Origin of the sequence: Polaromonas sp. (assembly GCF_039932935.1) — a bacterium.
Taxonomy (GTDB): domain Bacteria; phylum Pseudomonadota; class Gammaproteobacteria; order Burkholderiales; family Burkholderiaceae_C; genus Polaromonas.
Genome location: NZ_JBDTPB010000030.1, coordinates 1 through 25,333 on the forward strand (window position 1 = coordinate 1; position 25,333 = coordinate 25,333).

The window sequence follows — 25,333 nt, forward strand, 5'->3', positions numbered from 1 at the left end:
CATCGGCAAACGTTCTACCCCTCAGCGCCGATGACACAGTTTTGTTAGCCGCTCTAAGTCGCGTGTGTGAATTTTCGCGCTTGTTTGATCCGTCTTTCTATCGAGCGTTGACCCGCGTAGGCGTCGCCAAGGCCTCGAAGATTGGGCGTATTCGGAGGTGGTCACCGGATCAACCGATGAGTGGAAAGACGGGTCAATCTCGCACGGAAATCCACAGCGTGTGCGCCAACAGCGGCAGCATCGACACCGGCACACGCCGCTGGCCCGACTCATAAGCATTGACCGTTTGCTGCGACACCGCCAGCGTCTCGGCCAGTTGCATCTGCGTGATGGCCAGGCGCTTGCGCACCTCGGCAATACGGCTGCCCAGCGCAACAAAAAAATCACGTTCCTCGGAGCTGATGGCCATGGCTGCCTGCGGGGGGGCAGAGTTGAAGCAGCCGCGAGCATAAGGGGTCACTGCCGTCAAACCAACAACAGCCCAGAAAATTATCCCTCGCAAAAAATCCAAGCCCCGTTCGATAATCCTCCCATGCAGATAGAAGAACGCCCCCCAGGAACCCCTCCCTTCGAAACCCCCTACGCCTGGATAGGCGGCGAGGAGCGCGTCAAGGCGTTGGTCGAGCGTTTCTATGACCTGATGGACCTGGAGCCAGGCTACCAAGCATTGCGCGCCGCGCACGGCAGCACGCTTGAGAATGCCCGCCAGCGCCTCTTCTGGTTCTTGTGCGGCTGGCTGGGCGGGCCGCAGTACTACACCGACCGCTTCGGCCACCCGCGCTTGCGCATGCGTCACATGCCGCAATCCACCGGCGGCGGCTCCATTGGCATTGTCGAGCGTGACCAGTGGCTGGCCTGCATGAACCAGGCCATGGTGGAAACCGGTGTGGACGAGGTGCTGCGCACCCGGCTCAACGCCTCGTTCTTCCAGACAGCCGACTGGATGCGGAACCGGGGCGAGTGACAGGGTTGCCCATTTTTTGTGAGTAAGTTGCTATGAAAAATATAGCTGCTTGCGCTCGTCAATAAAGGGCTGCAGCCCTTTATTTATTCAAACGGCGAATTTGTGCCGGCCACGGGGCAGTACGCTGTGCAGCCATGTGCGGTGTTCATGCGGGTGTGAGCGCAGCGCGTTGAAAAGCGCGCCATCGGGCCGGTCCTTGTCGCCGTTGTGCGGAGCCCGTGGCGCCTGGGGGGTGGTTTTCTGTATGAAGTTGGTTTCCCGGAGCACGTGGCCGCCTACGAATTCTCCCTCCTCGTCGATTTCGTCATACCAGTACACCGATGTGACGTGGGTATCGGACGCCTCTACCTTGATGTCTCTCTGTACGATGCGATGGCCGTCTTGAATGCCAAGTTTTTTTCTGTGCAGCGGGTTCATCCAGATCACTCCTCTTTGTTTTTAGTAAGGCGACTCTAACGAGATGCCATGCGCTCTGCGGGCGTCACTCACAACTAAAAGAGAGGTCGGCGGTATATTGCACGCGCCAGTGGTGCACTGCCAACGCAAACGAGCATTTGTTCACATATGCGGGCGAACGGTGTGGCCGCACTACCGCCCCCATACCCCGTGGCTCCCAGCGGGTAGGCGCGCGTAGCCGTAGCAGAATGGGGCCGCGACACACCCGAACGACAAGACCATGCAACACGGCTCTCCACGATTGACCATTCCCCATCGGCCGCTCCGCGGCCCGAATGCTTGCCAAACCTGCCAAACCTGCCAGACGAGCCAAAAGGCGGCGGCGTGAGGCCGGTGTACCTTGCGCTGTCGGGCGGCGGCACGCGCGCCATGGTGTTTCACTGCGGTGTGCTGAGCTTCCTGGCGGAACAGCAGGCGCTGGAGCGGGTCAGCAAGGTCTCAACCGTCTCGGGCGGCAGCTTGCTGGTGGGCCTTTTGCTGCAGCTCAACGCGATGCGCTGGCCGGGCAGCGACGAATGCCTGGAGGTGCTGCTGCCGCGCGTGAAAGCGCTGCTGACCACGACAGACCTGCAGAACGCCGCGATGCGCGCCATGCTGCATCCGCGCAACTGGCGCTTCGCGCTGTCGCGTGCCAACGTGCTGGCATCGGCCATCGGCAGCGCCTGGGGCATCGACGCACTGATGGAGGATGTTCCTGCTTCACCCGCCTGGGTGGTCAACGCCACCACGGCCGAAACCGGCAAACGCGCCAGCATTGAAGGTGACGCGCTGCGCGACTGGATGCTGGGCTCCACGCGCCTGAAGCAGCTGCCGCTGCGTGACGCGATGGCCGTGTCGGCGGCCTTCCCGGGGCTGATCGGCCCTTACGTTCTGCCGACCGACAGCTTTGACTGGAACCTGCCGATGTTCGCCACCGGCGACGAGGCCCGGCCGGCAGAAGACCGCTTTGCCCGCATCCACCTCTACGACGGCGGCGTGTACGACAACCTCGGGCTGGAGCCCTTCTTTGACGCCGGCTTTGGCCCCAAACCGAAAATCGACGGAGTGATCATCGCGTCCGACGCCGGTGCGCCTTTGCCGGTGGGTTTTGCGATGGGCCGCCTCAGCATCTTTCGGCTCAAGCACGTGGCCGACATCATGTCCGACCAGGTCCGCGCGCTGCGCGCCAGGGGGCTCATGGCCTACGCCACCCGCGAGCCGGGGCGCGCCGCCTACCTGCGCATAGGCGCCACCGCCCGGGAGGTGGCCGACCGCATGGGCGGCGACTGCCCGGCCGGCGAATGGCTTGACGGGGACAACGTCAGAGCGGCAGCTGCCTACCCGACCTCATTGAAGAAGGTGCCGGTGCCGATGTATGAGCTGTTGTTCAGGCACGGTTATGAATGCGCCGCTGCCGGGCGGGCGGGGTTTGGGCTTTAAACCGGTTGGCGGATGTTTTCGGGATTTGAATTTACCGCGTAATTGCTATCAAAAATATAGCTGCTCGCGCAGATTCTGATTGGGCTACAGGCACCTTTTACTTTAAAAATGGCTTCCTGATGGCTTCAAACCGGTTTTTTGGTGCCCGCCGGGTAAAAAAAGGCCCGCAGGGACACTTTTTAGTGAATTTCAGGCATCAAATATGCCTCCCGCCCAATCAGAATATGCGCGAGCAGCTATTGAATTAATAGCGAAACATTCCACCCGTAACACTTGCCCGTCCCCAAGCTCCAGCAGGCGCCGTGGAACTGGCTTCGCCAGGCCACAAGTGCCGTCCCCTGCAAGGGGAAAAGACACTACACGCAGTGAGTGTCGATAGGGGTGTACCTGATATCTAGCCTTCCAGCAACACCACCAGCGCCCCCGCGCCGCCCTCGGCCGGCCGCGCCTGCACAAAGGCCAGTACTTCCTGTTTCTGGATCAACCAGCTCTGCACCTTGCCCTTGAGCACGGGCGTCTTGCCGGGCGAGCCCAGCCCTTTGCCGTGCACCACGCGCACGCAGCGCCAACCGACCTTCTGAGCATCCCTGATGAAGTGAGCCAGCGCTTCGCGTGCATCTTCGCTGCGCAGGCCATGCAGGTCCAGCTGGCCCTGGATGCTCCAGCCGCCGCGGCGCAGCTTGCGCACCACGTCGGGCCCCATGCCCGGCCGACGAAAGCTCAGGGCCTCATCGGTGTCCAGCAATGTTTCCACGTCGAACTCATCCGAGATCGCTTCGCGCATCACCGCGAGCTCGTCACGCTGCTGCTGCACCGGGATGGGCGCAGCTTGCGTCACCGGCAATGCCGCCTTGTGGCCGGGCAGGTGTCTGGCCGGGAGAGCCTTGACGGGGCCGACGGCGCGCGAGAAGAGTTCTTTCTCTGCTTTGGCTTTGACCGCAGCGGCAATGCGCGCGGCTTCCTGCTCTTTCTCAAGCTTCGCACGGGCTTCAATGTCCCGCTTGACGGCTTTGAGGTCCTGCAGGCTTTTCAGGGCGGGCGTTTTCATGCACGAACCTTAAAGCAATCCCAGCTCGGCCATCGACACAGCTTGGGAGCTTGTCACCACAAAATGGTCAAGCACGCGTACATCGACCAGCGCGAGCGCGGACTTCAGGGTCTGCGTCAGCGCCTCATCGGCGCGTGAGGGTTTGGCGGTGCCGCTGGGGTGGTTGTGCGCCAGCACGACGCTGGCGGCGTTCAGGGCCAGGGCGCGCACCACCACTTCACGCGGATAAACCGAGGTTTGCGTCAGCGTGCCGCGAAAGAGTTCTTCCAGCACGATCAGCCGGTGCTGGCTGTCGAGGAACAGCACGGCAAAAATCTCGTGCGGGCGGCTGCCCAGTTGCAGCTGCAAGTAGTCGCGAACCGCCTGTGGCGTGTCAAAGAGGGTCTTTTCCTTGAGTTCTTCGGCCAGTGCGCGGCGGGCGAGCTCCAGCACGGCCACAATCTCGGCGCGTTTGGCCGGGCCCAGGCCCTTGATGCTTTTGAGCGCTTCCGGCCCGGTGTGCAGCAAGCCGCTCACACCGCCAAAGGTGCCCAACAGCTCCTGGCCCATCTGCAGCGCATTTTTGCCGGGAAGGCCGGTGCGCAGCAGCAGGGCCAGCAGCTCGGCATCGCTGAGCGCGCCGGGGCCGCGGGCCAGCAGTTTTTCGCGGGGGCGGGCGTCCTCTGGGAGGTCTTTCAGGAGCATGGATGGGCCTGTATCGCTGTGTGAGGGGAAAGCCGGTGCGGGCGAGGGGGAAACCGTATTAGGCCGCACTGAGCCGGATTAAGCCTTGTTTGGCCCGGTCAAGCCGTACTTTCTACAATAGGGGCAGTTTACAAACACTTGCCCGGCGCCGGCCCGGCCGCAGAAAGTCTTATGTCCACCGTGGAATCCCCTGAAGCGACCCTCGTCCAGCAAGGCTCGTTCCTGACCCTGCACTACCGCATGGCCGGGCCCTCCGTGGACGGCAAACCTGGCGCAGACATCATCAACACCTTTGACGGCAAGCCCGCCACCCTGAGTTTGGGCACGGGCGAGCTCTCGCCGGCCATCGAGCAGCGGCTGATTGGCCTGCCCGAAGGCACCCGCACAACGTTTGAGTTGCCCGCAGGCGTTGCCTTTGGCGACCGCAACCCGGAGCTGGTGCAGTGGGTGGCGCGCAAGCTGCTCAACGAGCTGGGCGATCCGGACGAGCAGTACAAGGTCGGCGACGTGGTGCAGTTCCCTACGCCGGATGGCATGGGCCAGTACGCGGGTGCGGTGCAGCAGGTCAAAGAGGGCGGCGATGCGGTGCAGTTTGATTTCAACCACCCGCTGGCCGGCCAGCCGGTGGTGTTTGAAGTGCAAGTGATTGGGGTGTTATGAAAAAAGCCCCCACGCTTGTCGCTTCGCGTACTACGCTGCCCCCCGAGGGGGCTGTTCCACCTAAGGGCGGCCTGTCGGCGGAACGTACCGTTCAACTTCCTCAGGAAATCCTCTTGGCTGAGCCGCGCGGCTTTTGCGCCGGCGTAGACCGCGCGATTGAAATCGTCGAGCGTGCCCTGACGAAATTCGGCAGGCCGATCTACGTGCGCCATGAGATCGTGCACAACACCTACGTCGTCAATGACCTGAAGGAAAAAGGCGCGATCTTTATTGAAGAGCTCGACGACGTGCCGCCGGGCGCGACGCTGGTGTTCAGCGCCCACGGCGTGAGCCAGGCCATCCAGAAAGAGGCTGAGCGCCGCGGCTTCCAGATTTTTGACGCGACCTGCCCGTTGGTGACCAAGGTGCACGTGGAAGTGGCCAAGCTGCACAAGGAAGGCTATGAGTTCATCATGATCGGCCACAAGGGCCACCCCGAGGTCGAAGGCACCATGGGCCAGCTCGACAGCGGCATCCACCTGGTGGAAGACGTGGCCGACGTGTGGCGCATCACCCCCGGCCAGACCGAGCGCCTGGCGGTGGTCACGCAAACCACCCTGAGCGTGGATGACGCGGCCGAGATCAGCGCCGCCGTGAAGGCGCGCTTTCCCAATGTGCGCGCACCGAAGCAACAAGACATCTGCTACGCCACGCAAAACCGGCAGGATGCCGTCAAGGTGCTGAGCCCGCAGGTCGACATCCTGATCGTGGTGGGCAGCCCGACCAGCTCGAACAGCAACCGCCTGCGCGAGCTGGCGGCCAAGCTGGGCACCGAGGCCTATATGGTCGACGATGCCAGCGAGCTGAAAGAAGAATGGTTTGAAGGCAAGAGCCGCGTGGGCCTGACGGCCGGTGCGTCGGCGCCCGAGATTCTGGTGAAGCAGGTGATAGACCGCATCAAGGCACTGGGTGCGGTGTCGGTACGCAAGATGGAAGGCATCGAGGAGACCATCAAGTTCCCGCTGCCCAAGGGCCTCAAGCTCGACGCCCAGGGCCACATGCTCGAAGTCAGCGACAGCCAGCTCCATCAGTTGAGCTGACCCGCCATGACGGATCGCTATCAAATTGAGAGCTGCTTGCGCACGTTCGAAGCGGGCTACAGCCACTTTATTCATAAAACCCCACTGTGGAAGCTGCCCGGCAAAGCGCTGGGCGTGAACTGTGCCGAGGTGTGGCTCAAGCTTGAGCACCTGCAAACCGGCGGCAGCTTCAAGGCGCGCGGCATGCTCAACCGCCTGCTCTCCAACCCCATTCCGGCCAGCGGCGTAATCGTGGCCTCGGGCGGCAATGCCGGCATTGCCACTGCGGCTGCCGCGCGTGAGCTGGGCGTGCGCTGCGAAGTGTTTGTGCCTGAAGTGTCGACCCCTGCCAAGCGCGCCAAGCTGGCCGCACTGGGTGCGCACGTGGTGGTCACAGGCGCCGCGTATGCCGATGCACTGAAGGCGTGCCTGGCCCGCCAGCAGGAAACCGGTGCGCTGCTGACGCATGCCTATGACCAGCCCGAAGTGCTGGCGGGCGCCGGCACCATGGCGGCAGAGATCGAGCAGCAGGGCGGCTTGCCCGATTCCGTCCTCGTCAGCGTGGGCGGCGGTGGCCTGATCGGCGGCGTGGCCGGCTGGTTTGAGCAACGCAGCCGTGTGGTGGCGCTGGAGCCTGAGCTGGCGCCCACCTTGTACAAGGCCCGTGAAGCTGGCGAGCCGGTGGACGTGGCCGTGAGCGGCATCGCCGCCGACTCGCTGGGCGCCAAACGCATCGGCAGCCTGGCCTGGGATGTCACGCAGGCGCATGTGCGTGATGCGTTGTTGCTGACTGACGAATCGATACGCAGCGCGCAGCTTTTCATGTGGAAAGAACTCAAGCTGGCCGTGGAGCCCGCTGCGGCGCTGCCACTGGCCGCGCTGCAAAGCGGCCGCTATACCCCGCGTGCCGATGAAAAGGTCTGCCTCATCATCTGCGGCGCCAACCTGGACCCTGCCAGCCTGAACTGAGCCGTGCAAAGCCACAAAATACAATGACCCCATGCTAGACATCAACCTGCTTCGCAAAGACCTGCCTTCGGCTATTAGTCGGCTGGAAACCCGCAAAACCCCGCAAGCCTTCCTGAATGTGGAGGCCTTCCAGTCGCTGGAGGCTGAACGCAAGGCCTTGCAGATTCGCACTGAGGAACTGCAGAACCAGCGCAACACGCTCTCCAAGCAGATCGGCCAGCTCAAGTCCAAGGGTGAAGACGCCACCGCCGTGATGGCGCAAGTGAGCGCTTCCAAGGCCGAGCTGGAGTCTTCTGCCGCACGGCTGGACCAGATCCAGGCCGACATGCAGGCCCTGCTGCTGGCCGTGCCCAACCTGCCGCATGAGAGCGTGCCGCAGGGCGCGGGCGAGGCCGGTAACGTCGAAGTGCGCAAATGGAGCCCGATTGAAGGCCCTGGCGGCGAACCACCGGCTTTTGCTTTTGAGGTGAAAGACCATGTCGACGTGGGCCAGCCTTTGGGGCTGGACTTTGAGCTCGGCACCAAACTCACCGGTTCGCGTTTTACCGTGATGAAGGGCCCGCTGGCGCGCCTGCACCGTGCGCTGTCGCAGTTCATGCTGGATGTGCAAACACAAGAGCACGGCTACACCGAGTGCTACACGCCGTACATCGTCAACGGCGACTCGCTGCGCGGCACCGGCCAGTTGCCCAAGTTTGAAGAAGACTTGTTCGCCGTCAAAAAAGGCGGGCAAGAAGGCGCAGCCGAAGCCGAAAGCACCGCGCTGTACCTGATCCCGACATCGGAAGTGCCGCTGACCAACTTCGTGCGCGATGAAATCGTTGCCGAGGCCGATTTGCCGCTTCAGTACACCGCGCACACGCCGTGCTTCAGGTCCGAGGCGGGCAGCTACGGGCGCGACACCCGCGGCATGATCCGCCAGCATCAGTTCGACAAGGTCGAGATGGTGCAGATCACGCACCCCGACAAAAGCTACGAAGCACTCGAAGCCATGACAGGCCACGCCGAAGCCATTTTGCAAAAGCTTGGCCTGCCTTACCGCGTCATGCTGCTGTGCACCGGCGACATGGGCTTTGGCGCGACCAAAACCTATGACCTCGAAGTGTGGCTTCCCGCGCAGAACACCTACCGGGAGATCAGCTCCGTCTCCAACTGCGAAGCCTTCCAGGCCCGCCGCCTGCAGGCTCGCTTCAAGAATGCCCAAGGCAAAAACGAGTTTGTGCACACCCTGAACGGCTCAGGCCTGGCCGTAGGCCGCACCCTGGTGGCGGTGCTCGAAAACTACCAGCTGGCCGACGGCTCAGTCGCCGTGCCCGACGCATTGCAGCCCTATATGGGCGGCATCAAGGTGCTGACCCCCACAGGAAAGTAGTTCACTAAGGAGGTCCCAACCCAGCATGAGCCGTGGAACCGGCTTTGCCGGGTCACAGGCGGGCGGCCCCCTCGAGGGGCAGGGAGCTACACGAAGCGAGCGACCGTGGGGGCCACCTTCAGGCTGATAGAATATCGGCTCGACAAAGGAGAGGTGGCAGAGTGGCCGAATGTACCTGACTCGAAATCAGGCGTACCGCAAGGTACCGTGGGTTCGAATCCCACCCTCTCCGCCAAAACCGGGTTCAAGATAGTCTTGGGACATCTCACAAACCCCCTGAAAGCCCCGTAAACCGGGGCTTTTTTGTATGCAGGCTGAATGCACCAAGCCGGGCTCCCCGACACGGAACTGCCCTAGCCGAGCGCAAGCTCCACATTAGTTAGACGGTTCCTTACAAGAGATAACTCTCCATGCGTTTCACAATCATTCTCTCAACATTGCTTCTTTGCTCCGCCTGCAACGAAACATCATCGCAACCCGCTAACGGAATCCCAGCCGTCACACCTGCAGCATCCGCCGCGTCCACGGCGTCCACTGCGCAAGCCGGCACACTCGTATTGCCCGACATCAAAGAGGCCACGCAAGCATTTCTTGAAATGATGGAACTGCAAAAATATAAAGACGCCGAACTAAAACTCGGTACCTGCATTCCAGCTGTTCAGGCCAAACACCCAGGTCAAGTCGCTTGCACGGTGGCGTTGAAGATTGGGGCTGGAACTTCTGAAACCCAGGCGGACTTTTATCGCCAAGGTAACAAGTGGGTGGCTCAGCCGAGCTCGTCGCAAGATTTGCTGCCGTTTCCGGATCCCAAGCTTTAAAAGGCAGGACTAAAAGCGTTCGCTCTCAGCGGATCGCAGGGGTTCCGACCAGGTTTTTTCACGACATTGGTATAATTCACGCTTCCCGGCGTCTGCTTGACCTCGGGACTGCCTGGCCAGGCAAGCCGAATCTCACACCGGCGCGTCGATCAAGAACTCACCAGACGAAAAAAATAATCTGAGTTCCCGCATGTGAATTGCCGTAACGTGGGTCGCGTAAGAGCCCACGTCCAATCTCAAAAGCCAGCCTCCGAGCTGGCTTTTTTACGCCCAGTGAACGCGTCACCTCCATCACGTTCAGCGCCGATGGCCAAATCTCGTCGGCGGTAATTAATTAAGCGTTGCGTCTAGACGGTGGGGCTAAGCTGGTGGGATGCCATTTGCCTATTGCCATTGACTCTGCGACCTCGGCTCTATAAGTCAGTGGATCGGGCGCTTGTTGTGCTCGGCCGGCATGGCGTTCATGATTGCACCATGCACAGGCCGCGACGATGTTCTCAAGGGTGTCAAGACCGCCATTGGTTTGGGCTCGGAGGTGTTCAGCCGTACAGCGAAGGTGCTTGGCCAACCGAATCGGTATGCCAAGTTCTTTGGCGAGCTGTTTCCCGCCTTGCTCCCACATCCGACACTGGCAATAGAAGCACAGGCAGTTTTGGTTCGTGAATGCTTGTCGACGGAGTTGCTGGCGCTTTGTCAGGCTCATAGGGTTTCCTTGATAAATCAAGCAAATCCCCGTTAACAATAACTGCAGCTCGGGCGCCGGCGGTAATCCGATTCGGCGGTGCATAGGCATACGCCTAATGCGGTCAGGTATTGCATGTCCTGAGCGGTATTGACTCTACCGGTACACGTCCCTCTTTGCAATCACTGGCTGCGGCGGTCATTGTGCGGAATATCGTGGTTAGCCGCCAAATCCTGCACTAATGCCCCAGATGCAAAGCATGACCCATAGGGAGCAGAGGACGGCGCGCGACCAGGCCCAGATGCGCTGCAGACAGGTCCACGGACGCATTGGCAGAGGCTTCTGAAACGCCAGTAGCGGAACCAAGCCAGCAAAATAGAGCATTAAAAACACAAAGAGTGCGCTTCCGGGCAGGGGGCCAACAGGATAGACCCGATCCAGAATCGCAGGAATCGAGGCTAGCGCAAGAATGACTCCGCCGAGCTTCCATCGGTAGCGAGCCCAAATCGCCATGGAGCACGCCGCGTAACGGCCATAGAGTGAAGGTGTAGGCATCTGGGAATCAGCGTGGAAATTAGTGGTCGCCGCAGGTGGCACCCTCTCGCGTCGCATGTTGCCACATCATTCATCGTCTCCAGGACCTCCGCCAATCAGTGCAGCGGGCCGCTATCCTTGTAGTTGCTTCACGGTGTGCGCTGCTGCAAAAATTCGCGGTATTTAGAGTTGCTGCACTTCAAGCGACTTCACCCGTCAAAGGGCTGGTGATGGCCTGAACAAACTCCACGCACATCATGCGGATCGGGTGAACCTCGGCTTCGGTCACGCTGGCCTTGGCCATGGCGGCCTTTTCGATATCTTCGTTTTCCAGCTCCACATAAACGCTTTCACCATCGTGGGTGCGCAGATGAACGCTGAGTTTGATCCCTGTGCTGGACAGCAGCATGTGATTCCTTTGTGGTCGGAGTGAATGGAATTCGTATCGGTTTGGATGAGGCAGTCGTCTTGTCAAAGCAGCCGGCATCCGTTTTTCAGGTGTTTCGTACCGGGCAGCCGGGAAATCGTTGACCCGATGCTTTGCCGTTTCATCGAGCGCTTGCAGGCCGCTGCCGGGCTCCAGTCCGGGTGGGATGTTGCAGTCAGGTGTGATGCCGTAGCTGAGCTGGCTTGCCTGGTGGCGGCTTTCCACAAAACCGCGCGCCTCCAGAATGTCCACGGCCTGCTGTACATCATGGGGCTCGCACGTGGGCCGCCAGTGCAGGGCGAGTGTGCGCAAGGTCCACCAGCCGCCGTGTTCGCGCAGCCGCAGCCACAGCGCACGCACGTCGTCAGAAATAGGGTCTTTCATCGGTTACGTTCCTGCAGGGGTGCGCTGGGTGGGGCTTAAGGCCGTTCAGGCTGGGAGCGGGACGGCCCGTCGGTGGAGGCATCGTCGCCGCCTGCAGCCATCGCCGGCTCGTGGCCGGGCTTGCGTGGCGCCGGGTGCGGCATGGTGATTTTGATCTTGCGCGTTTGCTGGAATGCGAGGGCGCGGTCGGCGGGATTGAGGTAGCGCGATGGCCAGAGTTCCTCGGGTCTTTTGTCAAGGGCGTGTGCCACCAGCTGCTCGGCCGCCAGCCAGGGGCTGGTGAGCACGCGCTGTATGTGGCTGTAGCCGTTTGCGATGGCAATTTTGCGGAGGCTGGTCCCGCGCTTTCGGAGGGCAGCAACGACATCGGCGGGGTGCATATCTTCTTGTGCGTCTGTCACTTTAATTGTGCTCATGCCTATGATTTTCAGCACAAATGGATACAAGTCAATCAATTTTTATTGCTAAATTTCCTTTGTGCTACTTTAATTGTAATTATTACCAATTTAATCAGCATCTAGTTTGCCATTTTTGTGCTTGCTGGAACAAAATAGTGTTCATGAGCACAAAAGAAGCAGCGCTGCCCAAAGCGGGCAAAACTGGCTCGCGAGATGAGCCAACAACACCGTATTCCTTCATGACGGCAACGCCACCCAAGGTAGAAGAGCCGGTTGCCTGGTACCTCCATGAGGCTGCCGCAGCAGCCGACAAGGCCGTTATCAAGTCCGTCCGTGCGGAAGCCAGAACGGTTTTCATGCGCCAATTCGGCCAGCGCTGCAAAACAGCCCGCGGAAGCCGTGAAATCAATGATGTGGCGGCGATGGTGGGCGTTCACCGAAACACCATCTGGAACATCGAGCGCGGAGACAGCTTGCCGGACGCGTTCGAGCTGGAAGTGCTCGCCAGGGAATACCAGTTGACGCCCGCGCAACTTCTCGGGCGGGAGCCCCGCCGCGATGCGGCCCAGCCGGAAACGGCCGTTGCCTGTGACGTGCGCGCCGTAGAGTCCGGCGCTTTTGTGTACGCGCCCCTGTTTGAGCTGCGCTCCTTGCCGGGCCGGGATGTTTTCAGCGATATCGGGTCGGTCGTCGCGATGCGACCCTTTGACCTGCAGTTCATCCGCTGCGAACTGGGCATTGACCACAACGACGTGGTCATGTCCACGGTGGCGGGTGCATCCATGGAGCCGTGGCTGCGCTCCAAAGACGCGGTGCTCATTGACCTTCGGGATCGGGATGCCATGACCGAGGGTGTGCATGTGGTGAAGCTTGACGGCGCCCTGCTGGTGAAAAAACTGCAACGGCTTCCCGGAAAGATCTTGCGTGTGAGCAGCTACAACCCGACGTATGAGCCCTTTGACATCCAGGGATACGAAAACAGCGACCGGGATTTTGCGGTGTTGGGCCGTGTGCGCTGGGCCGGCGTAACGTTCAACTGATTTGGGCGGCGTCACCCCGGCGCAACAAAGTGTGCCGCAGGTGTGTGGGGTATCGCTGGCGCGACGTAAACTCGGTTTCCATGGACCACCTCTCAGCGACCAGGCCTGGCACGCAGCGCTCGCCAGATATCTCGCGCGAGGAGTGGGTGGAAATGCGGTTGATCCACACCTTTATGCGGTATGCCCAGCCAGGCCTGCATTCCGCGGTGGTGCTGCTCGTGTCCATGGTGGTCATTCTTTACCGGCATGTCGACCCCTTCAGCCTGTTTCTATGGGCTGCGGCTGTTGCGGCGGTGACCTTGGGACGCTATCGCGTCATCTGGATTTACCAGCGGTCTCTCATCGGGGTTAGCGGCCCCGCACTGCGCGCTTTCATGGCCCGGTACACCTGGACGTGGGCCGCCAGCGCCATGATGTGGGGCGCCTCGATGTGGGTGTACTTCCTCAAGGCGCCGGTGTACGACCAGTTTCTCGGCATGGTTGTGCTCGTTGGCATGGCCGGGTTTGCCGTGGGCACGTTTTCTTCGTGGTTGCCGTGCTTCAAGAGTTATGTGGACGGGCTTGGGTTGTCGGTTCTCGTCGTGATGGTTTACAACCTGCTTGTCGACAACGGGCTTGCAGCAACTTTCAATTCCTCAGGCTTGCTGGTGCTGTTCGCTATTTACTGGCTGGTGATCCGGGTGTCGGGCCAGCGTCTTCACTACGTGCAGCGTGCCTACCTAGAGCTGCAATACGACAACTCCGAGTTGATCCGGTCGCTGACCGAAAAGAGCCGTGCGGCGCTCGAGGCTGTTGAGATCAAGAACCGCTTCATTGCCAGTGCCGCGCACGACCTCAGGCAGCCCGTGCATGCCCTGGACCTGTACGCAGGCTGGCTGGTCGCCGAGCCTGAATTTGTGGCGCAGATAGCACCCAAGATCGTGCGCTCCACCAAGGCGGTGAACGACCTGTTCAATTCCCTCTTTGATCTGGCGGGGCTGGAGTCCAATCCCTTGCGTGTGAATTGGCAGACCGTGGACCTGGCCGGGCTGCTGCAGGACCTGGAGGCGCAATACGCGCCCTTCGCCCGGGAACGCAGCCTGCGCTTTCGGATTCGCGCGGCGACCGGGCAGGTCAGGTCCGATCCGGTGCTGCTTCAGCGTCTGGTCGGCAACCTGCTATCGAATGCGCTTCGCAACACGCATCGCGGCGGTGTGCTGCTGGCGGTGCGCACGCGAGGCGGCGTGCGGCGCATCGAGATATGGGACACCGGGGTAGGCATTGCGAAAGAACACCAACAGGCGATCTTTCAGGAGTTTTACCGAATTCCCCTGCAGGGCACCGAAGAAGGCTTCGGCTTGGGGCTGGCGATTGTTTCCCGCTTGAGTGAGGCGATGGGGCACCCCGTGGGTCTTGCCTCTCGCAGCGGCCGGGGCAGTGTTTTCTGGGTGGAGTTGCGCGAGCCGGGCCGGTAACCGGATGTCACACTGTTACAGCAAACCCTGGGTGCGCGCGAGGTGACTCGCCTGTGAGCGGCTTTTGACATTGAGGCGCCGAAACAGCCGCCACAGATGCACTTTCACCGTGTGTTCGCTGATCTGCAGCTCTTCAGCGATGTCGCGATTGCTCATGCCCTTGTCGAGCATGACCAGCAACTGCTTTTGCCGCTTGGACAATTTCTCCGTCGGGGTGGCCGGCTCCGGGTCGAGCTCTTCGCTCAGGAAGACGCGCAGCACATTCGATATCTCGGTGGCCCCGGCAGACTTCTGAATGTAGGCGTCGGCCCCTGCTTCGATAGACAGGTCCTCGTAGTCCTGCGCCGGCGCCGCCGACAACACCACAAGAGGGACATTGGGGAACTGATGCTTGAGCTCACGCACGCCGGAAACACCATTGGTGTCTGGCAAGCGCAAGTCAAGGCAGATGAGTTCGGGAACACCATGTTGCTGCACAGCCGGCATTACTGCAGCAAGCCTGTCCAGCTCGGTCACAGTGGCCTTGCTGCTCAGGCGGCGAATCAACATGACAACCGCTTCGCGCATAAGCGGATGGTCGTCTATTACAAAAATACTCATTAGTCAGTCTTGAGAATCATTCCTATGAGCTATGAGCATAACTGGTGAAAGTCAACTTTGGGGCCTAAGTAAACTCGAAATTGCGGTATTTTTTCAGGTCTACCATCCCCCAAAACAACAGTAAATAAGTCTTTGGTACCAATGTGGCGACGAACGGTGTCTGTAATGCCTCTTTATTCGAAACGAGCCGGACCGCAGAGAATCCAGCCAGACACTACTTCAGGATGATGAGGTTGTAAAAAATTGCAGCGCGAGTTGCACATCTTCGGCGTCGACGTCGGGCAATGTGTGCAGTTGTTTCTGACCTTGCAGTGCAGCAAAAGCCGCATAGCCTTCTTTCTGCAAGGTCGCGATCATGAGCGCCGCGTCTTTGGGGGACTCGAAGCCCTGGCTTTGCAACAGCGTCTTGCCGTCGGCGTCCTGCAGCTTGAAGTAAAAGCGGCCATCCTTTTCACGGTACTGCTTGAAGGCGGGCGCCGCGGCTTTGGCTGACTTGCCTTTTGAGGGGGCTGCGGGTTTTGTTGCGAGATTGCGCAAGCCCACGGCGCGCCGCAATTCGCCCATGAAAGGCGTAGCTTCCGCACGCGCCTTCTGCGCACCCGCCTGCAAAGTCGCCTCGATTTTTGCCGGATCGCTGATGAGGTCGTGGTAACGCTCACGCATGGGCGCCACCTCGCGGTCAATGCGTTCAAACAGCAATTGTTTGGCGTCGCCCCAGGCAATGCCTTCGGCATAGGCTTTGAGCAGGGCCTGGGTTTCGTCTGCACTGGCAAAGGCCTGGTAAATCTGGAACAGCGCCGAGCCTTCGGTTTCCTTGGGCTCGCCCGGTGCGCACGAATCCGTGACGATGCCGGCGATCAGCTTGCGCATCTGCTCGCGCGGTGTGAACAGCGGTATCGTGTTGTCGTAGCTCTTGCTCATCTTGCGCCCGTCCAGGCCCGGCAGCAGCGCCACCGACTCCTCAATCGCCGCCTCCGGCAACACCAGGTGTTCGCCATACAGGTGGTTGTAGCGCTGCGCCATGTCGCGCGCCATTTCGATGTGCTGGATCTGGTCGCGTCCCACCGGCACCTTGTGGGTTTTGAACAGCAGGATGTCCGCGCCCATGAGCACCGGGTACATGAAAAGGCCTGCCGTCACATCGGCATCCGGGTCGTTGCCGGCCGCTTCGTTCTTGTCGACCGAGGCCTTGTAGGCATGCGCGCGATTGAGCACGCCTTTGCCTGTCACGCAGGTCAGCAGCCAGGTGAGTTCGGGAATCTCGGGGATGTCGGACTGGCGGTAGAAGGTCACCCGTTCCGGGTCCAGCCCGGCGGCCAGCCAGCTGGCGGCGATCTCCAGCGTGGACTGCTGGATGCGCGCGGGTTCGTCGCATTTGATCAGTGCGTGGTAGTCGGCCAGAAAGTAAAAGCTGCGGACATCAGAGCGGAGACTGGCCTGAACGGAAGGCCGGATCGAGCCGACATAGTTGCCCAGGTGGGGCGTGCCGGTGGTGGTGATGCCGGTGAGGAAGCGGGTGGTGGACGTTGCGGCGACGTCGGATTTGGAATTTTGGGTCATCATTTCACCAGCATCGCCAGCGGCGTTAAAACGGTTTGAATCACGGTGTAGGTCACGTCCATCAAGGGGCGCATCCAAAGGTTGCTGATGACGCCCGAAATGACCAGTCCCATCACGACAAAAAAGCCCCAAGGCTCAATGCGTGACACCAGCAATGCCTGCTTGTAAGGCAGAAGACCGACCAACACGCGGCCTCCATCGAGCGGAGGAAGCGGGAACAGATTGAAAACGAACATCACGACGTTGACGAGGATGCCGGCCTGGCACATCTTGATGAAAAACGGCTCGGTCACGCCGGCGCCTGCAAGGAAGTAGAACAGGACACCCCAAAGCAATGCCTGCAACAGGTTAGCGCCCGGCCCGGCAAGCGCCACCCAGATCATGTCGCGCTTGGGGTTGCGCAAATTGCCAAACTGCACCGGCACCGGTTTGGCATAGCCGAACAGGAAAGTGCCCGAGGTGGCGACATACAGCAACAGCGGCATCAGGATGGTACCGACGGGGTCGATGTGCTTGACGGGGTTGAGCGTGACACGGCCCAGCATCCAGGCCGTGTTGTCGCCGAAGTAGCGGGCGACATAGCCGTGCGCGGCTTCGTGTACGGTGATCGCGAACAGCACGGGCAGCGCATAGATCGCGACGGTTTGAATCAGATCGGAGAAGTCCATGCGGCAATTGTCTCAGACGCCCGGTGCGAGCCGGGCGGGGCTGCCTACAGGCCCAGCACCGCCACGTCGCCCCGGCCCTGCCGTACCACCACCGGCTCACCACCATCGCCCATGGGGGTCAGGTCAATCACCGTGGTCGGTTCCTGGTGGCAGGCGCCGGCGTCAATCACTGCGGCCAGCTCGTGCTCCAGCAGTTCACGGATGTCGTGCGCGTCGTTCAGTGGCTCGGTGCCGCCGCGTGGAATCAATGTGGTGGCCAGCAGGGGCGCGCCGTGCAATTCGAGCAACGCCTGCAGTACCTTGTGCTCGGGCACGCGCAGGCCGATGGTTTTGCGCGACGGGTGGCTGAGGCGGCGCGGCACTTCCTTGCTGGCCTCCAAGATGAAGGTGTACGGCCCGGGTGTGGCGGCCTTGAGCAGCCGGAACTGCTTGTTGTCGACGCGCGCGTAGTTGGCCAGCTCGCTCAGGTCGCGGCACAGCAGCGTGAGGTGGTGCTTGTCGTCTACCCCGCGAATACGCCGCAGGCTGTCGGCTGCGGCCTTGTCGTCAAGGTGGCAGACCAGCGCGTAGCTGGAGTCGGTAGGCACCGCCGCAATGCCGCCGCGTTCAAGCAGCGCTACCGCTTGCTTCAGCAGGCGGGTGTGTGGGTTTTCGGGGTGAACTTCAAAAAACTGGGACATGGCAGATCAAATGTTGTCCGGTCGGGCCGAATTCAAGACTCAACCGGTTCTATGACGACCCGGCTGTCGCGTACGGCGAGCCACGCGCCTGTTGCGCCGCAAACGGCGATCATGGCCATTCCGAGTACGGACCAACGGTCGGGCACATGCGAAAACGCCAGCCAGCCGCCGAGCATGGCAAAGCCGATCTGGGCGTACAAGAAGGGTGTGAGCGTCGATACCGGCGCGCGGCCGTAAGCCAGAATCATCATGAAATGGCCCACCGTGCCCATCAAGCCCATGAGGCAAAGGGCGGCCCACAGTGTCCAGGCGCCCAGCCAAGTCCAGACAAACGGCAGGGCCAGCGAAGCCACCAGCGTGCCGATCCAGCCGGTATAAAAATGCATGGTGAAGGGGTCTTCAGTACGTGCCAGCCGGCTGGTGAGGATCTGAAACCAGGCGTTGGTGATCACCAGGCCCAAAGGCAGCAGCATGGGCCAGTTGAAGTCATCTCCGTCGGGCCGGATGATGATCAGCGTTCCGGCAAACCCGCCTATGACCAGTGCCCAACGCAACCATGACACCCGTTCCCCCAGGGTGAGGGAGGCCAGCAGGGTAATGACCAGCGGCGTGATCATGACGATGGCCGTGAATTCGCCGACCGGCATATAACGCAGGCTGAAAAACGCAAGCATGCTGCTGCACAGCAACAGCACACCGCGCAGGCACTGGAATTTCGGGTGCGCCGTGCGCAGCACGGACCAGCCGCGCGACGGGAGGACGGCCACCGTGGTGGCAACGGCCTGGAAGGCATAGCGGAACCACAGCGCCATCAGCAGCGGCACGCTGGCAGAGATGAACTTGGTGGTGGTGTCCAGTACCGCGAAGCAGGCCACTGCGGCTACCAGGAGCGCAATGCCGGTCGGGACGTGAGAGGTGTTGCTTGCGGAACCGGCCATCACTGGATGCGGTCCGCCACCAGCTCCCACACCGGCGTCAGTTCACCGGACAGGTAGGGCAAGGTGCCCAGGTCGGTGTGGCTTTCGTCGGGGCTGTGGAAGTCGCTGCCGCGCGAGGCAGCCAGGCCGAACTCTTTGGCCGTTTCGGCGTATTTGAGGTATTCCTGCGGGGTGTGGCTGCCGGTGACCACCTCCACGCCGCGCCCGCCATGGGACTTGAACTCGGTGAACAAGGCGTATTCCTCGTTGGGGGTGAATTTGTAGCGGCCCGGGTGGGCAATGACGGCAATGCCTTTGGCCTCGGTGATCCAGGTCACGGCGTCGCGCAGGTTGGCCCAGCGGTGCGGCACATAGCCGGGCTTGCCTTCGGTCAGGTATTTGCGAAAGACTTCCGGTGTTTCGCGGCACACGCCCGACTCCACCAGGAAGCGGGCAAAGTGCGTGCGTGAAATCAGCTCGGGGTTGCCGACAAATTTCAGTGCGCCTTCATATGCGCCCTTGATGCCGGCTTTGGCCAGCGAGTCCGACATTTCCATGGCGCGCTGCTCACGGCCGCCGCGCGTGTTGCGCAGGCCTTGCTGCATGGCGGGGTCGTTGGCGTCAAAACCGAGGCCCACGATGTGGACGGTTTGCCCGGCAAAGGTCACAGACACTTCGGTGCCGGTGAGGTAGTGCATGCCCAGGGCCTTGGCGGCAGCGGCAGCGCGATGCTGGCCACCGATTTCGTCGTGGTCTGTCAGGGCCCAGAGTTCGACCCCGTTGGCATTGGCCCGTTCGGCCAGGGCTTCCGGGGTCAGCGTGCCGTCCGACACCACTGAGTGGCAGTGCAAGTCAGCGTTCAGGATCGTTTTAGGCGTCACAGGGTCATTTTAGGCTTTGCGGAGGCACGGGGTGCGGGCATACGCCAATCTCCATGACTTGAGAAGGCTCAGCGCGCCTCACCACGACTCCACGAGGTGTTTTTTGTGCCTCAGGGGTGTTGTTTGATAAGTTTTAGGCCGCCAGCCCAATGCCAACCAGCGCAAGCAGCTATCAATTTAATAGCTGTCGTAATTGCCCGCTGCGCAAAAAGCTCGGCGCCCCCATGCCGCACATCAGCGCGCGTTGGTGCACGGTGTCGCGTGGCGGTAAATGGAAATGGAGAACTGGAAATCAAGATTTAGCTTGCTGGCCCTTATTTAATGGGCGCCACCAGCTATAAAAACAGTAGCGATGACCCGGCTTGGGGTCATCGCTGGAGCGCATGCGGATCAGCGAAAGCCGAAATAGGAGAGGACCGCGCCGATGATGACAACCAGGCCGACGATGTAGATGATGGTGTTCATGATTTCCTCTTGAGGGGGTAAAGGTGAGCAGCGCATCGACATGAGCGCCTTTCGAGCCTGTATGGTCGCTGGGGCGGCTGCCGGGAACTGTAGGCAGCATGACCTTGGGGTCGTCAGACAAGCTCTACACCGGCATTGACGGGCATTAACGGGCATCAACGGGCGCTAACCGGCGGTGGTCAGTACTAGTCGGCGCTAAGGAAGCTCCGCCCCCTCCACCAGAAAGCGCACCCGCCGCACGCCTTGCCATTCATCGGCGTCCAGCCGAAAAGCCAGCTTCACCCGCGCCGGCAAGGCTTCGGTGTGGCCAAACCAGATGCCGTCCACGGCTTGCCCCTGGTGCTTGAGCTTGAGCGCGAGGTGTTTCTCGCCGACCAGCCGCTGCGACACCACCTCGACTTCCTCGCTGAACGTCGGGGCGGCAAAGCCCTGGCCCCAGACTTCCTTGTGCAGCGTGTCAACCAGGTCAGCGCGCCGGTATTCGGGCGCCAGCGGGCCGTCGGTGTCCATGCGGCGCGTCAGCGTGGCGGCGTCCAGCCATTCATGCGCCACCTGCTGCAGCGCCTGCTCAAAGAGCTCAAAGTTTTCTTCGGCGATGGTGCAGCCCGCCGCCATGGCATGGCCGCCAAAGCGCAGCAGCACGCCGGGGTGGCGCTTGGTCACCAGGTCCAGCGCGTCGCGCAAATGAAACCCCGGAATCGAGCGGCCCGAGCCCTTGAGTTCGTGCTCTTTCCCGTCGGCCTGGCTGGCGGCAAAGACAAAAGTAGGGCGGTGCAGCCTGTCTTTGATACGCGAGGCGACGATGCCGACCACGCCCTCATGAAACTCCGGGTCAAAGATGGCGATCGCGGGCGGCGGCTCTTCATCGTCGTCAATCATCGCGTCGGCCGCCAGCTGCGCCTGTTCGCGCATGCCGGCCTCGATGTCACGGCGTTCACGGTTGATGCCGTCCAGCATCTGCGCCAGCTCGTCGGCGCGCGCCGCGTCGTCCGTCAACAGGCATTCGATGCCCAGCGTCATATCGCTGAGGCGGCCTGCGGCATTGATGCGCGGGCCCAGGGCAAACGCAAAGTCAAAAGTGGTGGCCACGGGTGCTTGCCGGCCCGCCGCCTTGAAGAGTGCTGCCAACCCCGCCGGCATGTGGCCTGCGCGCACGCGCTTAAGGCCTTGCGCCACCAGGCGGCGGTTGTTGCCGTCCAGCTTCACCACGTCGGCGACGGTGCCCAGCGCCACCAGCGGCAGCAGTGCATCGAGCTTGGGCTGGGGATTCTTCGCCCCCACGCTTGCCACTTCGTGTCCTGCGCTGCCCCCCGAGGGGGCCTTCCCGCCTTGGGGCGGCCCGGCGGCGGGATCATCAAACACCCCCCGCACGCGCAACTCGGCGCGCAGCGCCAGCAGTACGTAAAACATCACGCCCACACCGGCAATCGATTTGCTTTCAAACGTACAGGCGGGCTGGTTCGGGTTGACGATGACGTCGGCCTCGGGTAGCACCACCTGGCCGTCTTTCAGCGCCGGCAAGTGGTGGTCGGTCACCAGCACCTGCATGCCGAGGGCGCGAGCGCGGGCCACGCCGTCGATGCTGGCGATGCCGTTGTCCACCGTCACCAGCACATCGGCGCCGCCGGCCTTGACGCGCTCGGCAATCGGCGGCGTCAGGCCGTAGCCGTCTGTCACGCGGTCGGGCACCAGGTAGCTCACTTCCAGATTTTTGAATGAAGCGCCCAGCAGTTTGAGGCCGCGCAGCGCCACGGCACAGGCGGTGGCGCCATCGCAGTCATAGTCGGCGACGATGCAGATTTTTTTGCCGGCAGCCATGGCGTCGGCCAGCAACTGCGCCGCCTGCTGCACGCCCAGCAGAGAGGTGGGCGGCAGCAAGCGGGCCAGGCCGTCGTCGAGTTCATCGGCTGTGTGCACACCGCGCGCGGCGTAAAGCTGCGCAAGCAGCGGGTGAATGCCGGCCTGCTGCAGCGCCCAGACGCTGCGTGGGGGAACATCGCGTACCTGAATTTTCATGAAGGTTTTACTATCTTTTTTATAGCTGGTGGCGCTCGAACCACGCGGGCTGTGGCACTAAAAGGCTTAAAAGTTTGGCCATGAAGCCGGCGTTGTGGGTTTCAAAGGTTTGCGCGCCGCGCTCACCGCACAGAGTCAGCCGCACCACCTCGCCCGCCTGCTGGCGCGCCAGCAGCTGCGCGATGTCGCCTGCGTCCAGCGCGGCCCAGGCCCCGGCATAGGCCTCCCAATCATCGGCGAACACGGCTTGCGCCAAGATGCGCGGCACGGTGGGCGTGGCTCTGTCTGCAATGGGTGTGGTCGTGAGGGCGCCCGTGCCGCTCAGCCAGAAGGAGTTGACTGGTAGCTGGCGGCGCGCCGCGCGCTCGTCATTCAGCGCATGGGTATAGAGCAGCATCTGCATTTCGTTTTGCAGCAACTTCATCTTGCGGGCCGTGTTGGCACCGCTGGTGTCTTTTTTATTCTGTTTGGGCAGCCAAGGGTCCACATTGCGGCCCAGCACGCGGTCAAGCGAAGCGGTGGGCAGGCGGCGAAACAACTCGCCCTCGGCCAGCCAGCGCGTCGGCCCCAGCGCCGGCACATAGTGAATCGTGATGCCGTCGCCCTCAAAGTAGGGCTGCATGGCCGCCAGCAAGGTGCGGGATTCGCCCTCATTCAGGCCCGGCGCGGCCGGATCGGTCAGCGTGGCGTGCTCGCGACCCATGGCCCAGTGGCAAGGTGTGATCCAGGCCCAGGCCTTACCGTCAGCGTCTGGCAGGTGCTGCGCCGCGTCTTGTGCAGCCCAGGGAATCAGGCCGTCGGGTGCGTCGGGGCCGGCAATGCCCAGCGCCTGCGCCAGGGCGCGCTCATGCGGGGGTGACAGCGTTTGGGTTTGCGCCACATCAGTGCGCACTGACTTCATTCCCTTGAGCAACTGGCGCAGGTTGCGCATGCTGTCCGCCGGCAGGGCCTTCATCGTGGGCAGCCAGGCCTGTGCATCGCTGGCCGCAAAGGGAATCAGCAGTTGCGGTCCGGTGAAGGGGGTGGGGGAATTGGCTGACATGGGGCTATTGTCCGGGATGCCACAATTGACGCCGTACCCGCAACGGTGGTGCGCCGTTCAGGCAATCGCCGGGTATTGAGGTAACGAGTCTAGCGAGAACATCAATGTATAAAAATTCGTCCGGGCAGGCCGCAGGTGGCCAGCCTCGATCGGCAGGTTATTAAGCATGCAAATTCCTTACGAGCTGATTCTGGGCTGGCGCTACACCCGCGCCGGCCGCGCCACCCGGCGCAACGGCTTTATTTCCTTTATCTCGGGCGTGTCCATGCTGGGCATTGCGCTCGGTGTAGCCGCGCTGATCATCGTGCTGAGCGTGATGAACGGCTTCCAGAAAGAAGTACGTGACCGGATGCTGGGCGTGATCTCACACATCGAGGTCTTCGCGCCCAATGGCATGGCCTTGCCCGACCCGGCAAAGACCTTGGCTGAAATCAAGTCCAACCCGCAGGTCACCGGCGCCGCCACCTTCATCGCCGCACAGGCCCTGCTGGCGCGCGGTGAAGACATGAAGGGCACACTGGTGCGCGGCATAGACCCGGCGCTGGAAGGCCAGGTGACCGATCTTGCTGTGACCTCTGGCCCCACCCTGGCGAAACTGGTGCCCGGCAACTTCGGCGTGGTGCTGGGCGGCGAGCTGGCCCGTGCCATGGGCGTGCGTGAGGGCGACACCGTCACCCTGATCGCACCCAGCGGCCAGGTCACTCCGGCCGGCGTGGTGCCGCGCCTCAAGCAAATGACGGTGGTTGGCACCTTTGACTCCGGCCATTTTGAATACGACTCGGCGCTGGTCATGATGCACCAGGACGACGCCGCCAAAATCTTCCGTCTGGAAGGGCCCACCGGCATCCGCATCAAGCTCAAGGACTTGCACCAGGCGCGCGAGGTGGCCGTTGAGCTGTCGCGCAGCCTGAGCGGCGACTTGCTCATACGCGACTGGACGCGGCAGAACAAGACCTGGTTTGCCGCTGTGCAGCTCGAGAAACGCATGATGTTCATCATCCTCACGCTCATCGTCGCGGTGGCGGCATTCAACCTCGTCAGCACATTGGTGATGACAGTGACCGACAAGCGCGCCGACATCGCCATCCTGCGCACGCTGGGCGCCAGCCCAAAAAGCATCATGAAGATCTTCATGGTGCAGGGCGCACTCGTCGGCGTCATCGGCACGCTCTCGGGCTTGTTGTTGGGCCTGGGTATCGCCTTCAACATCGACGTCATCGTGCCGGCGATTGAGCGCGCGCTGAACGCCAGCTTTTTGCCCAAAGACATTTACCTCATCAGCCGCATGCCCAGCGAACCGCAATACGCCGACATCATGCCCATCGTTGTGATCTCCCTGGTGCTGGCCTTTCTCGCCACCATCTACCCCAGCTGGCGCGCCAGCCGCGTGAATCCCGCGGAGGCCCTGCGTTATGAGTGATATGACCCCCACGCTCCCGACTTCGTCTGCCTCCGGCGTTTCGCTGCCCCTTTCACCCGGGGAAGGGACCGCTGCGCCTGCGGTCTGGCAAAGCCAGTCCCGCGGCCCCGGCTTGAATGGGGAGATCGTCCTCACGGCCAAGGGCCTCACCAAGCGCTTCCACGAAGGCCTGATCGATTTGACCGTGCTGCACGGCGTAGACCTGCAGGTCCACGCCGGCGAGACGCTGGCCATCGTCGGCGCCTCAGGCTCCGGAAAAAGCACGCTGCTGCATCTGATGGGCGGCCTCGACGCGCCTACCAGCGGGCAAGTCGAACTCAAAGGCCAGACGCTGTCAGCCCTGTCACCCCAACAACAAGGCGATCTGCGAAACAAGCACCTGGGCTTCGTCTATCAGTTCCACCACCTGCTGCCCGAATTCAGCGCACTCGACAACGTCGCGATGCCACTGTGGATTCGCCGTGAATCGCCCGCAGAATGCGCGCGTGTTGCGACCAGGATGCTGGCCGCCGTAGGCCTTCAAGACCGAATCCACCACCGCCCCGCAGAACTCTCAGGCGGTGAGCGTCAGCGCGTTGCGATTGCACGTGCGCTCGTCACGCAGCCTGCGTGCGTGCTGGCCGATGAGCCGACAGGTAATTTGGATCGTTCTACCGCTGATGGCGTGTTTGAACTGATGCTGCAACTCGCGCGTGATTTCGGCACAGCCTTTGTGCT

The 25,333-nt window shown here is 61.8% G+C and carries 25 protein-coding genes and 1 tRNA gene; 12 read left to right on the forward strand and 14 right to left on the reverse strand.

The window, feature by feature from the left end; genetic code table 11:
- Positions 1-193 precede the first annotated feature (193 nt).
- The gene (locus tag ABI546_RS04385) at positions 194-409 is read right to left on the reverse strand and encodes a helix-turn-helix transcriptional regulator (protein ID WP_348044489.1); all 216 of its coding nucleotides are present in this window, start codon (positions 407-409) and stop codon (positions 194-196) included.
- Between the two features lie 123 nt (positions 410-532).
- Here ABI546_RS04385 and ABI546_RS04390 point away from each other — a divergent pair, with 123 nt between their 5' ends.
- Positions 533-964, forward strand: a complete 432-nt coding sequence (locus ABI546_RS04390) for a group II truncated hemoglobin (RefSeq protein ID WP_348044491.1) — start codon at positions 533-535, stop codon at positions 962-964.
- Between the two features lie 87 nt (positions 965-1,051).
- Here ABI546_RS04390 and ABI546_RS04395 read toward each other — a convergent pair whose 3' ends face one another.
- Positions 1,052-1,381 carry a hypothetical protein gene (locus ABI546_RS04395; protein WP_348044493.1) on the reverse strand — a complete coding sequence of 110 codons (330 nt, stop codon included), beginning with the start codon at positions 1,379-1,381 and terminating at the stop codon, positions 1,052-1,054.
- A 318-nt stretch (positions 1,382-1,699) separates the two neighbouring features.
- On the opposite strand from ABI546_RS04395, the gene ABI546_RS04400 reads away from it, so the two are divergent.
- The gene (locus tag ABI546_RS04400) at positions 1,700-2,839 is read left to right on the forward strand and encodes a patatin-like phospholipase family protein (RefSeq protein WP_348044495.1); all 1,140 of its coding nucleotides are present in this window, start codon (positions 1,700-1,702) and stop codon (positions 2,837-2,839) included.
- 394 nt (positions 2,840-3,233) lie between these two features.
- On the opposite strand, the gene ABI546_RS04405 is transcribed toward ABI546_RS04400, so the two are convergent.
- On the reverse strand, positions 3,234-3,887 hold the full coding sequence (locus tag ABI546_RS04405; RefSeq protein WP_348044497.1) for a Smr/MutS family protein: 654 nt from the start codon (positions 3,885-3,887) through the stop codon (positions 3,234-3,236).
- A gap of 9 nt (positions 3,888-3,896) precedes the next feature.
- Positions 3,897-4,571 (reverse strand): DNA repair protein RadC, encoded by a 675-nt coding sequence (radC, locus tag ABI546_RS04410; RefSeq protein WP_348044499.1) that lies wholly within the window; start codon positions 4,569-4,571, stop codon positions 3,897-3,899.
- A gap of 171 nt (positions 4,572-4,742) precedes the next feature.
- Between radC and ABI546_RS04415 the strand changes: the two genes are divergently transcribed.
- From ABI546_RS04415 to ABI546_RS04440, 6 genes are all read left to right on the forward strand, one after another.
- Complete coding sequence (locus ABI546_RS04415; RefSeq protein WP_348044501.1) at positions 4,743-5,231, forward strand: FKBP-type peptidyl-prolyl cis-trans isomerase; 489 nt, start codon at positions 4,743-4,745, stop codon at positions 5,229-5,231.
- Positions 5,232-5,302: 71 nt separating this feature from the next.
- Positions 5,303-6,310 (forward strand): 4-hydroxy-3-methylbut-2-enyl diphosphate reductase, encoded by a 1,008-nt coding sequence (ispH, locus tag ABI546_RS04420; RefSeq protein WP_348044534.1) that lies wholly within the window; start codon positions 5,303-5,305, stop codon positions 6,308-6,310.
- Between the two features lie 6 nt (positions 6,311-6,316).
- Positions 6,317-7,258 carry a threonine/serine dehydratase gene (locus ABI546_RS04425; RefSeq protein ID WP_348044503.1) on the forward strand — a complete coding sequence of 314 codons (942 nt, stop codon included), beginning with the start codon at positions 6,317-6,319 and terminating at the stop codon, positions 7,256-7,258.
- A gap of 31 nt (positions 7,259-7,289) precedes the next feature.
- Positions 7,290-8,630, forward strand: coding sequence for a serine--tRNA ligase (gene serS, locus ABI546_RS04430; protein WP_348044505.1), 1,341 nt, complete (start codon positions 7,290-7,292; stop codon positions 8,628-8,630).
- A gap of 147 nt (positions 8,631-8,777) precedes the next feature.
- Positions 8,778-8,865: transfer RNA gene (locus tag ABI546_RS04435), tRNA-Ser, on the forward strand.
- Between the two features lie 175 nt (positions 8,866-9,040).
- Positions 9,041-9,448, forward strand: coding sequence for a hypothetical protein (locus ABI546_RS04440; protein ID WP_348044507.1), 408 nt, complete (start codon positions 9,041-9,043; stop codon positions 9,446-9,448).
- 1,415 nt (positions 9,449-10,863) lie between these two features.
- Here the strand turns inward: ABI546_RS04440 and ABI546_RS04445 are convergent.
- Both ABI546_RS04445 and ABI546_RS04450 read right to left on the reverse strand, forming a co-directional pair.
- Positions 10,864-11,475 carry a hypothetical protein gene (locus ABI546_RS04445; protein ID WP_348044509.1) on the reverse strand — a complete coding sequence of 204 codons (612 nt, stop codon included), beginning with the start codon at positions 11,473-11,475 and terminating at the stop codon, positions 10,864-10,866.
- Positions 11,476-11,510: 35 nt separating this feature from the next.
- Positions 11,511-11,891 (reverse strand): helix-turn-helix domain-containing protein, encoded by a 381-nt coding sequence (locus tag ABI546_RS04450; RefSeq protein WP_348044511.1) that lies wholly within the window; start codon positions 11,889-11,891, stop codon positions 11,511-11,513.
- Between the two features lie 143 nt (positions 11,892-12,034).
- On the opposite strand from ABI546_RS04450, the gene ABI546_RS04455 reads away from it, so the two are divergent.
- Both ABI546_RS04455 and ABI546_RS04460 read left to right on the forward strand, forming a co-directional pair.
- Positions 12,035-12,913, forward strand: a complete 879-nt coding sequence (locus ABI546_RS04455; protein ID WP_348044513.1) for a S24 family peptidase — start codon at positions 12,035-12,037, stop codon at positions 12,911-12,913.
- Between the two features lie 80 nt (positions 12,914-12,993).
- Positions 12,994-14,367 carry a HAMP domain-containing sensor histidine kinase gene (locus tag ABI546_RS04460; protein ID WP_348044515.1) on the forward strand — a complete coding sequence of 458 codons (1,374 nt, stop codon included), beginning with the start codon at positions 12,994-12,996 and terminating at the stop codon, positions 14,365-14,367.
- A gap of 15 nt (positions 14,368-14,382) precedes the next feature.
- Here ABI546_RS04460 and ABI546_RS04465 read toward each other — a convergent pair whose 3' ends face one another.
- From ABI546_RS04465 to ABI546_RS04500, 8 genes are all read right to left on the reverse strand, one after another.
- Positions 14,383-14,967 carry a response regulator transcription factor gene (locus ABI546_RS04465; RefSeq protein ID WP_348044517.1) on the reverse strand — a complete coding sequence of 195 codons (585 nt, stop codon included), beginning with the start codon at positions 14,965-14,967 and terminating at the stop codon, positions 14,383-14,385.
- Positions 14,968-15,186: 219 nt separating this feature from the next.
- The gene (locus tag ABI546_RS04470; RefSeq protein ID WP_348044519.1) at positions 15,187-16,530 is read right to left on the reverse strand and encodes a tryptophan--tRNA ligase; all 1,344 of its coding nucleotides are present in this window, start codon (positions 16,528-16,530) and stop codon (positions 15,187-15,189) included.
- On the reverse strand, positions 16,527-17,195 hold the full coding sequence (locus ABI546_RS04475; protein ID WP_348044521.1) for a site-2 protease family protein: 669 nt from the start codon (positions 17,193-17,195) through the stop codon (positions 16,527-16,529). Before ABI546_RS04475 ends, ABI546_RS04470 begins: the two co-directional genes overlap by 4 nt.
- Positions 17,196-17,239: 44 nt before the next feature.
- Positions 17,240-17,875: an L-threonylcarbamoyladenylate synthase gene (locus ABI546_RS04480; RefSeq protein WP_348044523.1), complete on the reverse strand. Its 636-nt coding sequence runs from the start codon at positions 17,873-17,875 to the stop codon at positions 17,240-17,242.
- Positions 17,876-17,907: 32 nt separating this feature from the next.
- Positions 17,908-18,813 carry a DMT family transporter gene (locus ABI546_RS04485; protein WP_348044525.1) on the reverse strand — a complete coding sequence of 302 codons (906 nt, stop codon included), beginning with the start codon at positions 18,811-18,813 and terminating at the stop codon, positions 17,908-17,910.
- Positions 18,813-19,673 carry a 3',5'-nucleoside bisphosphate phosphatase gene (locus tag ABI546_RS04490; RefSeq protein ID WP_348044527.1) on the reverse strand — a complete coding sequence of 287 codons (861 nt, stop codon included), beginning with the start codon at positions 19,671-19,673 and terminating at the stop codon, positions 18,813-18,815. Before ABI546_RS04490 ends, ABI546_RS04485 begins: the two co-directional genes overlap by 1 nt.
- A 660-nt stretch (positions 19,674-20,333) precedes the next feature.
- A complete protein-coding gene (gene recJ, locus ABI546_RS04495) occupies positions 20,334-22,154 on the reverse strand; it encodes a single-stranded-DNA-specific exonuclease RecJ (RefSeq protein ID WP_348044529.1) in 1,821 nt (606 codons plus the stop codon).
- Positions 22,155-22,173: 19 nt separating this feature from the next.
- Complete coding sequence (locus ABI546_RS04500) at positions 22,174-23,196, reverse strand: hypothetical protein (RefSeq protein WP_348044531.1); 1,023 nt, start codon at positions 23,194-23,196, stop codon at positions 22,174-22,176.
- Between the two features lie 166 nt (positions 23,197-23,362).
- Between ABI546_RS04500 and ABI546_RS04505 the strand changes: the two genes are divergently transcribed.
- Both ABI546_RS04505 and ABI546_RS04510 read left to right on the forward strand, forming a co-directional pair.
- The gene (locus ABI546_RS04505; RefSeq protein WP_348044533.1) at positions 23,363-24,616 is read left to right on the forward strand and encodes a lipoprotein-releasing ABC transporter permease subunit; all 1,254 of its coding nucleotides are present in this window, start codon (positions 23,363-23,365) and stop codon (positions 24,614-24,616) included.
- 124 nt (positions 24,617-24,740) lie between these two features.
- A partial coding sequence (locus tag ABI546_RS04510) for an ATP-binding cassette domain-containing protein (RefSeq protein WP_348044536.1) occupies positions 24,741-25,333 on the forward strand: 593 nt, incomplete at its 3' end.

Bases quoted from the DNA above. Each gene is read 5' to 3' on its own strand.
- ABI546_RS04385 (WP_348044489.1), bottom strand. From the start codon at position 409: ATGGCCATCAGCTCCGAGGAACGTGATTTTTTTGTTGCGCTGGGCAGC.
- ABI546_RS04390 (WP_348044491.1), top strand. From the start codon at position 533: ATGCAGATAGAAGAACGCCCCCCAGGAACCCCTCCCTTCGAAACCCCC.
- ABI546_RS04395 (WP_348044493.1), bottom strand. From the start codon at position 1,381: ATGAACCCGCTGCACAGAAAAAAACTTGGCATTCAAGACGGCCATCGC.
- ABI546_RS04405 (WP_348044497.1), bottom strand. From the start codon at position 3,887: ATGAAAACGCCCGCCCTGAAAAGCCTGCAGGACCTCAAAGCCGTCAAG.
- radC (WP_348044499.1), bottom strand. From the start codon at position 4,571: ATGCTCCTGAAAGACCTCCCAGAGGACGCCCGCCCCCGCGAAAAACTG.
- ABI546_RS04415 (WP_348044501.1), top strand. From the start codon at position 4,743: ATGTCCACCGTGGAATCCCCTGAAGCGACCCTCGTCCAGCAAGGCTCG.
- ABI546_RS04425 (WP_348044503.1), top strand. From the start codon at position 6,317: ATGACGGATCGCTATCAAATTGAGAGCTGCTTGCGCACGTTCGAAGCG.
- serS (WP_348044505.1), top strand. From the start codon at position 7,290: ATGCTAGACATCAACCTGCTTCGCAAAGACCTGCCTTCGGCTATTAGT.
- ABI546_RS04440 (WP_348044507.1), top strand. From the start codon at position 9,041: ATGCGTTTCACAATCATTCTCTCAACATTGCTTCTTTGCTCCGCCTGC.
- ABI546_RS04445 (WP_348044509.1), bottom strand. From the start codon at position 11,475: ATGAAAGACCCTATTTCTGACGACGTGCGTGCGCTGTGGCTGCGGCTG.
- ABI546_RS04450 (WP_348044511.1), bottom strand. From the start codon at position 11,891: ATGAGCACAATTAAAGTGACAGACGCACAAGAAGATATGCACCCCGCC.
- ABI546_RS04455 (WP_348044513.1), top strand. From the start codon at position 12,035: ATGAGCACAAAAGAAGCAGCGCTGCCCAAAGCGGGCAAAACTGGCTCG.
- ABI546_RS04460 (WP_348044515.1), top strand. From the start codon at position 12,994: ATGGACCACCTCTCAGCGACCAGGCCTGGCACGCAGCGCTCGCCAGAT.
- ABI546_RS04465 (WP_348044517.1), bottom strand. From the start codon at position 14,967: ATGAGTATTTTTGTAATAGACGACCATCCGCTTATGCGCGAAGCGGTT.
- ABI546_RS04470 (WP_348044519.1), bottom strand. From the start codon at position 16,530: ATGATGACCCAAAATTCCAAATCCGACGTCGCCGCAACGTCCACCACC.
- ABI546_RS04475 (WP_348044521.1), bottom strand. From the start codon at position 17,195: ATGGACTTCTCCGATCTGATTCAAACCGTCGCGATCTATGCGCTGCCC.
- ABI546_RS04480 (WP_348044523.1), bottom strand. From the start codon at position 17,875: ATGTCCCAGTTTTTTGAAGTTCACCCCGAAAACCCACACACCCGCCTG.
- ABI546_RS04485 (WP_348044525.1), bottom strand. From the start codon at position 18,813: ATGGCCGGTTCCGCAAGCAACACCTCTCACGTCCCGACCGGCATTGCG.
- recJ (WP_348044529.1), bottom strand. From the start codon at position 22,154: ATGAAAATTCAGGTACGCGATGTTCCCCCACGCAGCGTCTGGGCGCTG.
- ABI546_RS04500 (WP_348044531.1), bottom strand. From the start codon at position 23,196: ATGTCAGCCAATTCCCCCACCCCCTTCACCGGACCGCAACTGCTGATT.
- ABI546_RS04505 (WP_348044533.1), top strand. From the start codon at position 23,363: ATGCAAATTCCTTACGAGCTGATTCTGGGCTGGCGCTACACCCGCGCC.